The organism is Burkholderia sp. AW33-5, assembly GCF_053427615.1.
Map to the genome: position 1 here is coordinate 1 of NZ_JBSAXA010000028.1, position 13,816 is coordinate 13,816.

12 protein-coding genes are annotated in these 13,816 nt (G+C 67.8%); 2 read left to right on the plus strand and 10 right to left on the minus strand.

Annotated elements, in window-relative coordinates; genetic code table 11:
* Positions 1 to 91: 91 nt before the first annotated feature.
* The 7 genes from ACV22V_RS28605 to phnS are packed head-to-tail and all read right to left on the minus strand — an operon-like array spanning position 92 to position 7,383.
* Positions 92 to 643, minus strand: coding sequence for a phosphonate degradation HD-domain oxygenase (locus ACV22V_RS28605; RefSeq protein ID WP_448016179.1), 552 nt, complete (start codon positions 641 to 643; stop codon positions 92 to 94).
* A 4-nt stretch (positions 644 to 647) separates the two neighbouring features.
* Positions 648 to 2,102 (minus strand): phosphonoacetaldehyde dehydrogenase, encoded by a 1,455-nt coding sequence (gene phnY, locus ACV22V_RS28610; RefSeq protein WP_448016181.1) that lies wholly within the window; start codon positions 2,100 to 2,102, stop codon positions 648 to 650.
* The gene (gene phnA, locus ACV22V_RS28615; protein ID WP_448016182.1) at positions 2,099 to 3,409 is read right to left on the minus strand and encodes a phosphonoacetate hydrolase; all 1,311 of its coding nucleotides are present in this window, start codon (positions 3,407 to 3,409) and stop codon (positions 2,099 to 2,101) included. Before phnA ends, phnY begins: the two co-directional genes overlap by 4 nt.
* Positions 3,406 to 4,266 (minus strand): 2-aminoethylphosphonate ABC transport system, membrane component PhnV, encoded by an 861-nt coding sequence (gene phnV, locus ACV22V_RS28620; protein ID WP_059692303.1) that lies wholly within the window; start codon positions 4,264 to 4,266, stop codon positions 3,406 to 3,408. The genes phnA and phnV overlap by 4 nt, the downstream gene beginning before the upstream one ends.
* Positions 4,256 to 5,176 (minus strand): 2-aminoethylphosphonate ABC transporter permease subunit, encoded by a 921-nt coding sequence (locus ACV22V_RS28625; protein ID WP_448016183.1) that lies wholly within the window; start codon positions 5,174 to 5,176, stop codon positions 4,256 to 4,258. The genes phnV and ACV22V_RS28625 overlap by 11 nt, the downstream gene beginning before the upstream one ends.
* Positions 5,154 to 6,257: a 2-aminoethylphosphonate ABC transport system ATP-binding subunit PhnT gene (gene phnT / locus ACV22V_RS28630; RefSeq protein WP_448016184.1), complete on the minus strand. Its 1,104-nt coding sequence runs from the start codon at positions 6,255 to 6,257 to the stop codon at positions 5,154 to 5,156. The genes ACV22V_RS28625 and phnT overlap by 23 nt, the downstream gene beginning before the upstream one ends.
* Before the next feature lie 34 nt (positions 6,258 to 6,291).
* Positions 6,292 to 7,383: a 2-aminoethylphosphonate ABC transporter substrate-binding protein gene (phnS, locus tag ACV22V_RS28635; RefSeq protein ID WP_448016185.1), complete on the minus strand. Its 1,092-nt coding sequence runs from the start codon at positions 7,381 to 7,383 to the stop codon at positions 6,292 to 6,294.
* A gap of 256 nt (positions 7,384 to 7,639) precedes the next feature.
* Between phnS and ACV22V_RS28640 the strand changes: the two genes are divergently transcribed.
* Positions 7,640 to 8,749 carry a 2-aminoethylphosphonate--pyruvate transaminase gene (locus ACV22V_RS28640; protein ID WP_448016187.1) on the plus strand — a complete coding sequence of 370 codons (1,110 nt, stop codon included), beginning with the start codon at positions 7,640 to 7,642 and terminating at the stop codon, positions 8,747 to 8,749.
* 105 nt (positions 8,750 to 8,854) lie between these two features.
* Here ACV22V_RS28640 and ACV22V_RS28645 read toward each other — a convergent pair whose 3' ends face one another.
* Genes ACV22V_RS28645 through aroQ form a run of 3 tightly spaced genes read right to left on the minus strand, consistent with a single transcriptional unit; the run spans position 8,855 to position 11,543 of the window.
* A complete protein-coding gene (locus tag ACV22V_RS28645; protein ID WP_059697933.1) occupies positions 8,855 to 10,195 on the minus strand; it encodes an MFS transporter in 1,341 nt (446 codons plus the stop codon).
* 41 nt (positions 10,196 to 10,236) lie between these two features.
* A complete protein-coding gene (locus ACV22V_RS28650) occupies positions 10,237 to 11,091 on the minus strand; it encodes a shikimate dehydrogenase (RefSeq protein WP_448016188.1) in 855 nt (284 codons plus the stop codon).
* Positions 11,088 to 11,543 (minus strand): type II 3-dehydroquinate dehydratase, encoded by a 456-nt coding sequence (aroQ, locus tag ACV22V_RS28655; protein ID WP_059528374.1) that lies wholly within the window; start codon positions 11,541 to 11,543, stop codon positions 11,088 to 11,090. The genes ACV22V_RS28650 and aroQ overlap by 4 nt, the downstream gene beginning before the upstream one ends.
* A 257-nt stretch (positions 11,544 to 11,800) precedes the next feature.
* Here aroQ and ACV22V_RS28660 point away from each other — a divergent pair, with 257 nt between their 5' ends.
* Entirely contained in the window at positions 11,801 to 13,693 is a 1,893-nt protein-coding gene (locus ACV22V_RS28660) for a bifunctional sugar phosphate isomerase/epimerase/4-hydroxyphenylpyruvate dioxygenase family protein (protein WP_448016189.1), read from the plus strand.
* The last annotated feature ends 123 nt before the right edge of the window (positions 13,694 to 13,816 follow it).

Sequence of the window (13,816 nt, forward strand, 5' to 3'; positions counted from 1 at the left end):
GCTCCCGACGATCGCGCAAGGGGTTCCTCGAAAAAATATAAGGCCCCGCACGCTACCGCGTGCGGGGCCTTATATAGAGGCAGCCGAAGCGTCAGACCATACGCGCCTGGCGCGCCACTATCTCCATATAGTGATCGAGACCAGGCGTCACCTTGCCCTCTTCCTTCGCGGTATCGTCCCAGCGGCGCAGGCGCAGTGCGTCCTCCGCGAACGGGCGCCGCAAGAACGCCGCCGTTTCCTCTTCACTGAAGATGCCTCCCTGCAGCGCGAGGCTGCGCACCGAATCCGGCGACAGGCTCTCGAAGTAGCCGGCGTCCGTGCGGCACAGGCAACGCTTGGCGTCGACGTGCAACCGGATCGGCTCCAGCACCGCCTCGTTGAACAGCGGCCGCAGAAACGGCAGCACGTAATACTGATGCAGGTCGTCGATCCCCCGCGCGCTCGGCGTCTCGCCCTGCCGATTCAGCAGATGCCCAAGGTCGTGCAGGAACGCGGCCGCAACCAATGCGTCGTCGGCGCCCGCCTCCTCCGCCAGCAACCCGCTCTGCAACGCATGCTCCAGCTGCGTGACCGGTTCGCCGCTATACGCGACGTGACCGTGCTCACGATACAGCCCGTGAATCTCTTCCACCGTCAGTGCCATCCGCTCACTCCCAAGGCAGCGAAAACGTCTTCAGGTTCGTGAAGCTCTTCATCGCTTCCTGAACGCCTTCCTTATAGCCGAGCCCCGAATCCTTGATCCCGCCGAACGGCGACAGCTCGATCCGGTATCCGGGCACTTCCCAGACATTCACCGTCCCGACGTTCAGCTCGTTCACGAACCGCACGACCGCGGCCGTACTGTCCGTACAGACACCCGACGACAGCCCGAATGCCGTGCCGTTGCTGATCCGGATCGCGTCGTCGATCGTGTCGAACGCGATGACGGGCGAGACGGGGCCGAAGGTCTCCTCGCGCACGATCGTCATCGACGGATCGACGTTGTCGAGCACGGTCGGCGAATAGAGCGCCCCGCGACGCACGTTGCCGATCAGCAGGCGCGCCCCCCGCGCGACCGCCTCGCCGACCCGCGCCTCGAACAGTCGCGCCGCCGCGGCGTCGATCACCGTGCCCATTTCATTCGCGGCATCGAATGGATCGCCATATTTCCATGCACGCGTCTTCTCGACGAGCAACTCGGTGAACACCGGCGCGATCGAGCGCTGCACCAGGATCCGCTTGACGGCCGTGCAGCGCTGCCCCGAATTCCGGTACGAGCCGAGCACGGCCAGCGATGCGGCACGTTCCAGATCGGCGTCGTCGAGCACGATCAGCGGATCGTTGCCGCCGAGTTCCAGCACGATGCGCCGATAGCCGGCCCGCGCGGCGATCGCCTTGCCGATCGACACACCGCCCGTAAAGGTGATCAGCGATGCGTGCGGATGCGTGACGAGTTCGTCCGAGATTTCGCGCGGGTCGCCGGTCAGTACCTGCAGCATCGGCTCGGGCAAGCCGGCCTCGTAGAGCAGGTCCGCCAGATAGAATGCCGACAGCGGCACCTTCTCCGACGGCTTCACGATCACGCGGTTGTTGGTCGCGATCGCCGGCGCGATCTTGTGTGCGACTTGATTCATCGGATGATTGAACGGCGTGATCGCGACGATCACGCCGTCGAGCGGCTGCCGCTGCGAAAACACGCGGCGCGCCTTGCCGTGGGGCGTCAGGTCGCACGAGAAGCTCTGCGCGTCGTCGCGCAGCGCCTCCACCGCCGCGAACTTCAGCACGTCGGCAACGCGGCCGATCTCGTAGCGAGAATCCCGTTTCGACAATCCCGATTCGAGCGTGATCAGGTCGGATGCCTCCTCGGTCCGCTCGCGCAGCAACGCCGCCGCGCGTTCGAGAATCTGCGAACGCTCGTAGCGCGTGAGCGCCGGCCGGTACGCCATCGCGTAGTCGAACGCGGCGCGCACGTCATCGACGCTCGCCAGCGGCACCGTGCCGACACGCGTGCCGGTATACGGATCGGTGACGTCGAGAACACGGTCGCGCGTCGCACGCGTGCCGCACCAGCGCAGCGCCTCGGCGCGAAAGGCGGGGTGATCCTGTCGAGGATGAGCCATCATGACGCGACCCGGTTCAGCACGAAATCGAAGACGTCGAAATTGCGCGGACGACGTACAGGATCGTCCCGCTCGATCCGACGGTTGAACAGCAACGGCACTTCCTGCTCGGACACGCCGCCGTGCGAACGCAGCGGCACGGTCAGGCCGGACAGGTCGTGTTCGCGCTCGCGCGTGCCGAGCGTCATGTCGCGCCGTGCGATCACGACGAGGTCGCCGATCCGGTCGGCCGGCAGCTCGAAGCGCGCGGCGGCTTCCGCGTTGTCGAGCACGAGCTCGACGCCGTCGATCCCGCCGACGCGCCACATCGCTTCGGTCCGGTCGACGCCGGGCGCCAGGTAGACGGTCGCGAACGAGCCAAGCGCGCCGTGGTGCACGACGTACGGATCGGTGATCGGCAGGATCACGCGAGCGGCCCGCGCGCCGAACCAACCGTCGAACGCGTCCTGCAGATAGATCACGTTCGGGCGGCCGGTTGCCGGATCGTGCTTCGCGTTCATCCCGTGGTCGGCCGTGAGCCCGATCGCCCAGCCGAGCGCGTCGAGCTGCGCGAGATAGCCGTCCATCATTGCGTAGAACGCGTTCGCGCCGGCACTGCCGGGCTCGCACTTGTGCTGCACGTAATCGGTGGTCGACAGGTACATCAGGTCGACCTGGCGCGTTTGCGCAAGCCGCACGCCGGCCGCGAACACGAATTCGGAAAGCGCCGCGCTGTACACGTCGGGCGACGGCAGGCCGACCCAGTCGAGCACGTCGACGATCCCGTTTTCCGCGAGATTCGCCTGCGCGGCCTTCTCGGCGGAAAAACAGATGCCCTTCATCTGCCAGCCGAGCAGCCGGCGCAGCTTGTCCTTCGCCGTGACGACGGCCACCCGCGCGCCGGCGTCGGACGCCGCCGCGAGCAGCGTGCCGGCGCGCAGGTAGGCCGGGTCGTTCATCATCACTTCGGCACCGCGTCCGCCGTCGGCGGCCGGATCCCAGAAATAGTTGCCGCAGATCCCGTGGACCGCCGGCGGCACGCCGCAGACGATCGACAGATTGTTCGGGTTGGTGAAGGTCGGCACGACGCAGTCGGCGCGCCAGGCCGTGCCTTCCGCGATCATCCTGCCGATGAACGGCGCGACGCCCGCATCCACCGCTCGCTCGAGATAATCGTACTCGCAGCCGTCGACGCAGACGACGACGGTCGGTTCGACCGGCAGCCGGTAGCGCCGGCCGTTGACGTCGACGGAACGCCCCGCGAGATCCGCCGATACCTTGCCGGCGGCCGGTTGCCCGCCGGGCTGCCGCAATGCGAACGCGGCGTTCATGATGCCGCCCGCTTGCCGCGCGGCACCCGCGCGGCGATCAGCAGCAGCGCCGCGAGCGACGCACCGAGCATCAGCAGCGACAGCGCCGACGCCGGAAGGTAGTAGCCGCGCTCGACCTGACCGATCACGACGATCGGCACGGTCGCGAAACCCGGCGGGTAGACGGTCAGCGTCGCGCCGAGTTCGCCGAGCGACAGCGCGAAGCCGAGCGCGAGACTCGCGCGCAGCGCCGGCACGAGTTGCGGCAGCAGTACGCGGCGCAGCACCATCGCGGGCGGCGCACCGAGGCTCGCCGCGGCTTCGCGCAGCACGGTCAGCTCCGGGCGCAGCGCGGCGGCCGCGCAGCGATAGCAGAACGGCAGAATCAGCGCGAGTTGCACGAGCACAACGATCGCGGCGGAACTCGACAGGTCGAGCGGCTTCTGGTGATACGCGATCAGCACCGCAAGCCCGAGCACGACGCTCGGCACGCCGTTCGGCACCATCACGAGCGCATCGACCACCGCGCCGAGACCGCGCCGGTCGCGCCCTTCGAGCGCGAGTGCGAGCCACAGCCCGAGGATCGTGCCGATCGCCGACACGCCGAAGCCGATCTCGAGGCTCGTCAGCAGCGCGTCGTATTCCGGCGAACCGAGCCGCTCGAACCAGCGCAGGCTGTAGCCGGCCGGCAGGATCGTGCCCGACCACTGCGTCGACACGCTCGACAGTGCAACGACGATGACCGGCAGCACGAACAGCCAGAAGCAGGCGAACGCGGCCAGCGCGAGCGCCACGCGCGACGCATGCTTGAGCAGCGTGTCGCCCCAGCCGATCCGATGGCGCGGCACGGCTTGCCCGATACGAAATTCAGCGGACATCGTTCCCTCCCGTCGCACGCCGGTTTACCCGGCGATAAACCGCATAGAGCGCCAGCGACAGCGCGAGCATCACGACCGCGCCGGCCGATGCGGTCGGCAGGTCGAGGTCGACGGTCGCGCTGCTGTAGATCGCGACCGGCAGCGTCACGAGCCGCGCGCTGCCGAGCACGAGCAGGATGCCGAACTCGTTCAGCGTCAGCAGGAAGCACAGCACGGTGCCGGCGGCGATGCCCGGCCACGCGATCGGCAGCACGACGCGGCGCGCGAGCATCCAGCCGGACGCGCCGAGGCTGCGTGCCGCCTCGATCAGGCGCAGGTCGAGCGTCGCGAACGACGCGAGCGTCGGCCGCACGACGAACGGCGTATAGAACACGGTCTGCGCGAGAATCACGCCGCCGATGCCAAACAGGAAATCGAGCGGCGCGGTCTCGAGATGGAACAGGTGCTGCAGCGCGATGCTGATCGAGCCTTGCGAGCCGTACAGGAAGATCAGCGTGAACGCGACGAGGAACGACGGGAACGCGACGTACAGTTCCAGGAAGCGCGTGACGAGCGATGCGCCCGGAAACGGCTTGAAGAACAGCAGCGCGGCCAGCAGCACGCCAAGCACCGACGCCGTGCCGGCGCTCGCGAACAGCACGCCGACGGTCGTCAGCAGCACGTTGCGCGTATCGGGGTTACCGAAGAACGTCCGGTACGCGGCAAAGCTCAGCCCGTGATCGCCGGACACGCTCAGCAGCACGAGCCGCACCAGCGGATAGACGACGAGCGGGCCGAGCACGACGATCGCGAGCGCGGCGAGGTGCAGATCGCCCATGCGCTTGCGGCGCAGCGTGGCGGCGGCATGCGCGGCGGCCGACGCGAGCACGTGCGGCGGCAGGCCGGCTTCAGGGCGCGATAAGGACGACATCGTGTGCCTCGCAATGCAGGGAAACGCGCGCCCCGCGCTCGGGAGCCGCGCCGCGGCCGCGTTGCATCGTGACGCGCACGGGTTCGTCGGGCGCCGCGTCGATCACGACCGCGATCGACAGGTCGGCGCCCTGCCATTCGACCGACGACACCGTGCCGTGCAGGCCACCCGCCGCGAGCGGCATCACGGTCAGGCGCTCGGGACGCACGCATGCGACCTTGCCGCGCACATCGTGACGCGGGTCGCCGAGCGGGAAGATCACGTGCGGCGGCAGCAGGTTGGCCGGGCCGAGATAGCGCGCGACGTAGCCGTCCCGCGGCGCGTCGTACAACTGCTGCGGCGTGCCGAGCTGCGCGATGCGGCCGTCGCGCATCAGCAGCGCGCGGTCGGACAGCACGAGCGCGTCGTCGCGGTCGTGCGTCACGCAGACGACGGTCAGGTTCGGCAGGCGCTCGTGCAGCGCCTTCAGCTCGCTGCGCACCGACGCGCGCAGGTTGGCGTCGAGCGCCGACAGCGGTTCGTCGAGCAGCAGCACGTCCGGCTCGATCACGAGCGCGCGGGCCAGCGCGACGCGCTGCTGCATCCCGCCCGACAGTTGCGCGGGCAGGTGGTGGCCGGCCTCGCCGAGCTGCACGAGCTTCAGCGCGTCGGCGACGCGGCGCGTCACTTCCGACGAGGCCATCCCACGGGCGCGCAGCCCGAATGCGACGTTCTCGAACACCGACAGGTGCGGGAACAGCGCGTAATTCTGGAACAACAGACCGAGATTGCGCTTGTGCGGCGGCGCATGGGTCAGGTCGCGTCCGGCCACGGTCAGCGTGCCGGTCAGGCCATCGGCCTTCACGAACCCAGCGATGAAGCGCAGCAGCGTGGTCTTGCCGCAGCCGCTCTTGCCGAGCACGGTCAGAAATTCACCGGCGCCGATCGACAGCGACAGATCTTCCAGCACCGTGCGTGCGCCGTAGCGCACGCTCAGGTGCTCGATCTGCACGCCGCCCGGCGCGCCGGACCGCAGCGTGGCGCGCGGTTCGGCGGCGCCGAATGCGCCGGGATGGGTCAGGGTGGTTTCCACCGGGTTCATCCTCTTGCTCACTAATACAGGCGGCGTGTGCCGATCACTTCGGCTTGACGACGTCGAGCTGCTTGCCCGAGCTGCCGATCACGTCCTTCTTCCAGCGCTCGATCCACACCGGCTTCTTCGCCATCACCTGCGCCCAGTCGACCGGGATCAGCTTCACGCCCGCGATCGCCTTCTTGACCGCTTCGCCGTTCTTGCCGGCCAGCGGCACGTCCGTGCGGCCCGGGATGCCGTACATGTCCGGCACCTTCGACTGCACGTCCGTCGACATCAGGTAGTCGATCAGCTTCTTGCCGGCATCCTGGTTCGGGCCGCTCTTGACCAGGCCGATGCCGTACGGCAGCTGGAAGGTGGTCGGCTGGTCGCCGTCCTTCGCGGCCAGGAAGATCGGCTTGACGGCCAGCGCGCCGTGCTCGGCGTCGTCGAGATCCATCTGCAGGTCGCCGTTCGCGACACTGATCTCGTTACGCGACAGCAGCACGTTCAGGTAGCCCGTGCCCTTCGTGTGGAATTTCACGCTCTGCGACAGCTTCGCGAGGTAGTCGAACGCCTTGTCCTCGCCCATCAGCGACGTCGTCAGGATCAGCACGGCCATCCCGTCGCCGGCCGTGGCCGGGTTCGAGTACGCGACCTTGCCCGCGTAGGCCGGCGACAGCAGGTCCGCGAACGTCTTCGGCTGGTTCTTCACGACATCCGGGTTGATCGCGAACGAGAAGTAGTTGTTCACGAACGTCGCCCACGTGCCGTCTTCCGCCTTCGCGATCGCCGGCACGTTCTTGTAGTTGACGCTCTGGTACGGCTGCAGCAGGCCCATCTGGCCGGCTTGCTGGATGAACGGCGGCAGCGTGACGATCACGTCCGCCTTCGGCGAGTTCTTTTCGATGTTCGCGCGGTTGACGACCTCGCCGCTGCCCGCCGTCACGATGTTCACCTTGACGCCTTCCTTCTTCTCGAACGCCGGCAGCACATCGCGATAGAGATTCTCGAGACCGTCCGCCGTATACAGCACGACCGCGTTCGCCGCATGCGCGGGCATCGCGGCGCCTTGCAGCAGACCGGCGGCGCAGGCGGCCAGCGCGAGCTTGCGGAACGCGCCGGCAGCGGCGCGCGAGGAATTCTGCAGTGTCATCTCACTTCTCCGTAGGCGGAACACCAAACGGCCGGGGCACGATCCGGCTCCTTTCAGTCGGACAGACCGACGACCGGCCTGCCTCGCTGCCGCGCTGCAGGTGGTCTCGCGCGGCAACCGAAGGATCACAGCGTTCGATGACAACGCCGTGACGCGCGCCACAATTTCCACAAAATGACACATTTTGCCAATATCATGCAAGTCGCCCAGAAATGCCAACCCGGCGTTTCGTCCGATCTTTGCTGGAGAAAAAGCCATGCCCGCCCCGATTCTGCTCACGCCCGGCCCGCTCACCACGTCCGCCACAACACGCCACGCAATGCAACATGACTGGGGCTCATGGGACGCCGCTTTCAATCAATTGACGGCCAGCGTCTGCGCGGATCTCGTCACGATCGCGCGCGGCGGCGACGAATACGCGTGCGTGCCGATGCAAGGCAGCGGCACGTTTTCGGTCGAGGCCGCGCTCGGCACGCTGGTGCCGCGCGACGGCGTCGTGCTGGTGCCGGACAACGGCGCGTATTGCGCGCGCATCCTGAAGATCCTCGGCCGGCTCGGCATCGAGGCGATCGCGCTGCCGTTCGGCGAGGACGCTGCAGTCGCCCCGGCGGCGATCGAAACCGCGTTCGCGCGCGAGCCGCGCATCACGCACGTCGCGCTGGTGCATCTGGAAACGAGCGCCGGCATCCTGAATCCGCTCGACGCGATCGCGGCCGCGTGCCGCCGGCACGGCAAGCGGCTGATCGTCGACGCGATGAGTTCGTTCGGCGCGTTGCCGATCGCGCTGGCGGACAGCGGGATCGACGCGCTGATCTCGGCGAGCGGCAAATGCCTGGAAGGCGTGCCGGGGATGGGGTTCGCCATCGTGCGGCGCGATGCGCTCGACGCGTGCGAAGGCAACTCGCCCTCGCTCGCGCTCGATCTCCATGATCAGTACGCCTACCTGCGCAAGACGGGCCAGTGGCGCTTCACGCCACCGACCCACGTGATCGCCGCGCTGCGCGCCGCGCTCGACCAGTACCTGGCCGAAGGCGGCCAGCCCGCGCGCGGCGCGCGCTATGCGGAGAACTGCCGGACCTTGATCGAATCGATGCGCGCGCTCGGCTTCACGCCGTTCCTCGACGCCAGCGTGCAGGCGCCGGTGATCGTCACGTTCCATGCGCCCGACCATCCGGCCTACGATTTCCGCCGCTTCTACGACGCGGTGCGCGACGCGGGCTTCATCCTGTATCCGGGCAAACTGACGCAACGCGAGACGTTCCGCGTCGGCTGCATCGGCGCGATCGATGCCGACGACATCCGGCGTGCGGTCGCGGCGATCGCGCTCGCGGTCGAATCGCTCGGGATTGCCGTGCAGCGCGCGTGAGCGCTGATGCATGCCCCGGCCCGCAAGCGGGAAACGCAGAAACAAAAAAGCCCGGCGACCCACAGGTCGCCGGGCGAACGCACCGAGAGTGCGTGGAGCCGGTACTTACAGTTCGATCCGCTTGATGTCGCCGACGACGAAGATGTACGACAGCGCACCGATCAGCGCGATCACGCCGATGAACACGAGCGCGCCGACGAACGACCCGGTCGTTGCGACGATGAAGCCGACGACGAGCGGCGTGATGATGCCCGCGAGGTTCGCCGCGAAGTTGAAGATGCCGCCGGTCACGCCGAGCAGGCCGTCCGGCGCGATGTCGGACACGAGCGTCCAGCCGAGCGCGGCCATCCCCTGCGCGAAGAATGCGACCGACATGATCGCGATCACGGCTTCGTTGCTTTGCACGTAGTTCGCGAGAATGATCGTCGACGCGAGCAGCAGGCCGGCGATGATCGGCAGCTTGCGCGCGAGGTTCGCGGACTTGCCGCGGCGCAGCAGCCAGTCGGAGAAGATCCCGCCGAACATCACGCCGACCGACGCGGCGATGAACGGCATGATCGCGAAGAAGCCGATCTTCAGCCAGCCCATATGACGCTCGGTCGCGAGATAGGTCGGGAACCAGGTCAGGAAGAACACGAGCGTCGAGTTGCCGGCGAACTGGCCGAGGCAGATACCCGCGAGCTGGCGCTTCTTCAGCAGCCGGCCGGCCATCGACCAGCTGAACTTGGCCTGTGCGGGCTTGCCACTCTTGTCGCCGTCCTTGCGCGCGCCGTGCACGAGACCGCCGCCCGCTTCGATGTACGCGAGTTCCTCCGAATTAGCGGCCGGATGGTTGCGCGGCTCGTGATAGAACTTCCACCAGACCAGACCGAACACGATGCCGACCGCGCCGACGACCCAGAACAGCGAGCGCCAGCCGAACGCACCCATCAGCGCGAACAATACGGGGCTGAAGAACGCGAGGCCGATGTACTCGCCGACGGTGTAGGTGCCGGTCGCCATCGCGCGCTCGTTCTGCGGGAACCACGTCGCGACGACCCGGCTGTTGGTCGGGAAACACGGCGCTTCCGTCACGCCGAGACCGAGCCGGCATGCGAGCAGCGTCCCGACACCGGGCACGAAGCCCTGCAGCAGCGTGCACAGCGACCACAGCGTCATCGACCAGTAATAAGTGATCTTGCTGCCGAAGCGGTCGAGGAACAGACCGCCGGGCACCTGCATCGCGACGTACGTCCACGAGAACGCGGAGAACATGATGCCCATCACCGCTGCGTTGATGCCGAGCTCCTTGGTGAGCTGCGGCGCAGCCACCCCCAGCACGGTACGGTCGAGATAGTTGATCATCGTGCCGATCGCGAGCAGCGCGAGGATCTTGTAGCGCGCCGAGGTCCGCCGGACCGTACCGGCCGCCGCGGGCGCGGCGTTCGTGTGGGTGGTGTGCTGCATGGTTGTCTCCTGGTCTATTTTTCAGCTAGTCGGTAGAAGGGTCAGCGTGCGACGAGCGACTGAAAGTGTTCGAACATCCGCTCGTCGTCCGGCGTTCGTCCGGTGAAGATCTCGAACGCATCGACGGCCTGGTACACGGCCATCCCGCCGCCCGGCAGCGTCGCGCAGCCGGCCGCGCGCGCGGCGCGGATCAGTTCGGTTTCGAGCGGGAAATACACGATGTCGGCGACCCACATTCCCGCGCGGAGCAGCTCGGCCGGCAGCGGCAGGCCCGGATGCTTGGCCATGCCGGTCGGCGTGCAATGAATCAGGCCGGTCGCGGCCTGCATCGCGGCCGCGAGATCGCTGCCCGGCGTGACCCGGGCGGCCGGGAAGCGCTGCTGCAGCTCACCCGCGAGCGCGACGGCACGCGTGCCGTCGACGTCGAAGATCGTCAGCTCGGCGGCGCCCATCTGCAGCGCAGCATGCGCGACGGCCGCACCCGCGCCGCCCGCGCCCAGCTGCACGACACGCTCGAGCGACGCCTCGGGCAACCCCCGGCGGAACGACTTCGCGAAACCCGACCAGTCGGTGTTGTGGCCGATCCGCTTGCCGTCCTTGAACAGCACCGTGTTCACCGCGCCGAGCGCGCGCGCGTCGTCCGACAGCGCGTCGAGGTGCTCGATCACGCGCTGCTTGCACGGATGCGTAATGTTGAGCCCGTTGTAGCCCATCCGCTGCGCGGCATCGAGCAGCTCCGGCAGCGCGTCGGCGGTCACGCCGAGCACGTCGAGATCGATGCGCCGGTACACGTAGCCGAATCCCTGGCGGAAACCTTCTTCCTCATGCATCGCGGGCGACAGCGAACCGCCGATGCCCTGGCCGATCAGGCCGATCAGAAAAGACGGGCGGCTCATCGTGCGGCTCCCTGCGCAAAAAGGGTCGACAGGCGCTGCAGCGCGAATACGTAGCCTTCGGTGCCGCAGCCGCAGATCACGGCTTCGGCCACCGCCGACACATACGAGTGGTGACGGAATGCCTCGCGACGATGCACGTTCGAGATATGCACCTCGATCACGGGTTTCGCGATCGCGGACAGCGCGTCGGCCAGCGCGACCGACGTGTGCGTATACGCGGCCGGGTTGATCACGATGCCGTGCGTATCGTGACGCGCGGCGTGCAGCCAGTCGATCAACTGGTGCTCGGCGTTCGACTGGCGAAAGTCGATCTCCAGTCCGAGCCCCTCGGCCGCCGTGCGGCAGCGCTGCTCGACGTCGGCAAGGGTTTCCGCGCCGTAGATGTGGGGCTCGCGGGTTCCCAACAGATTCAGGTTCGGGCCGTTCAGCACCAGCACCTTGTGCTTGCTCATGGTGTTTCTGCTCCTAAAACGGGGGCGCATCGCTAGCCGACTTCGCCCCTTGACGTCAAGATTTGGCGCTAGTGTGCGCTTGCGCAAGCGCAATGTCTTTTCGGGTTTTCGCTAATTTGTACCATCTAGTTAGTTTGTATAATTCGCCATACTCCCCTAGTAAATTCGGGATGTGGCGCCCGCAGGTCGTTCAACGACTGGTTCATTCCGGCCCGATCCGGCCGACGCCACGCCCCGCTCACCCGCAGGATTCGCCCATGCAGCGCTCGATCGCCACCGTGTCACTGTCCGGCACGCTCGCCGAGAAGCTCACCGCCATCCAGGCCGCCGGCTTCGACGGCGTCGAAATCTTCGAGAACGACCTCGTCTACTTCGATGGATCGCCCGCCGACGTGCGGCGCATGGCCGCCGATCTCGGCCTCGACATCGTGCTGTTCCAGCCGTTTCGCGACTTCGAGGGCGTGAGCCCGGCCCAGCTCGCCCGCAATCTCGACCGCATCCGCCGCAAGTTCGACGTGATGCACGCGCTCGGCACCGACCGCATCCTGGTGTGCAGCAGCGTGTCGCCCGACACGATCGCGGACGACGCGCTGCTGGTCGACCAGCTCGGCACGCTCGCCGAAGCCGCGCGCCAGGCCGGCGTGGTCGCCGCGTACGAGGCGCTCGCGTGGGGCCGCGTCGTGAACCGGTACAGCCACGCATGGCAGCTCGTGAACGCGGTGAACAGCCCGCATCTCGGCCTCGCGCTCGACAGCTTCCATACGCTGTCGCTCGACGATTCTCCGGACGCGATCGCCGACATCCCGGGCGACCGGATCGCGTTCGTGCAGATCGCCGACGCGCCGAAGCTCGCGATGGACGTGATCGAATGGAGCCGCCACTTCCGCTCGTTTCCCGGTCAGGGCGACTTCGACCTCGCGCGCTTCACGGCCCGCGTGATCGAGTCCGGTTATACGGGGCCGCTGTCGCTCGAAATCTTCAACGACGGCTTCCGCGCCGCGCCGACCGCGATCACGGCCGGCGACGGCCACCGCTCGCTGCTTTATCTGGAAGAACTGACGCGCGCGCGGCTCGCGCAGGACGGCCGCGCGCCCACCGCCGGCCAGCCGCTGTTCGCGCCGCCGGCGCCGCCCGCGCACGTCGGGTTCCAGTTCATCGAATTCGCGGTCGACGCGCAGGCGGCAGCCACCGTCGGCGAATGGCTCGGCCGGATGCGCTTCCGGCTCGCGGGCCGTCATCGATCGAAGGACGTGACGCTGTTCCAGCACGGCGCCGCGTCGATCGTGCTGAACGCCGAGCGCGACTCGTTCGCCGACGCGTTCTTCCAGCAGCACGGGTTGTCGCTGTGCGCGTCGGCGTTCCGCGTCGACGATGCGAAAGTGGCATTCGAACGCGCGGCCGGCTTCGGCTACGCGCCGTTTTCAGGGCGCGTCGGCCCGAACGAGCGCGTGCTGCCGGGCGTGCAGGCGCCGGACGGCAGCCTCGAATACTTCGTCGACGAGACGCCGAACGCGCCAACGCTGTATGAATCGGACTTCGTGCTGACCGACATCGACGGCCCCAGCGAGGTCGGCCCGCTGACGGGCATCGATCACGTCTGCCTCGCGCTGCCGGCCGACGCACTCGATACGTGGATCCTGTTCTTCAAGACCGCCTTCGGCTTCGAGGCCGAGCGCAGCTGGCTCGTGCCCGATCCGTACGGCCTGATGCGCAGCCGCGCGGTGCGCAGCGCCGACGGCTCGGTGCGGATCGCGCTGAATGCGTCGGTCGACCGCCATACGGCCGTCGCCGAATCGCTCGACCGCTATCACGGCACGGGGCTGAACCACGTCGCGTTCCGGACCGACGACATCGTGAAGACGGTCGCCGCGTTCGCGGCCGACGGCGTGCCGTTCCTGCGGATTCCGCCGAACTATTACGACGATCTCGCCGCGCGCTACGCGCTGCCGGACGAACTGATCGAGACGCTGAGCGCCCACCATCTGCTGTACGACCGCGACGACGACGGCGGCGAATTCCTGCATGCGTATACGGAACTGGTCGACAACCGCTTCTCGCTCGAAATCGTCGAGCGGCGCGGCGGCTACGACGGCTACGGCGCGGCCAACGCGGCCGTGCGGCTCGCCGCGCAGGCCCAGCGCAGGAAATAAGGGAGCAAGCGCGGAGGCGAATCGAACGGGAAAACGACGTCGACCCTGCAACGTGCGCCGCGCGGACGCACCGTCGTGGTGAATACCGCGGCGGCGCCCCGCCCGGCAAGGCCCGCCGCTCGG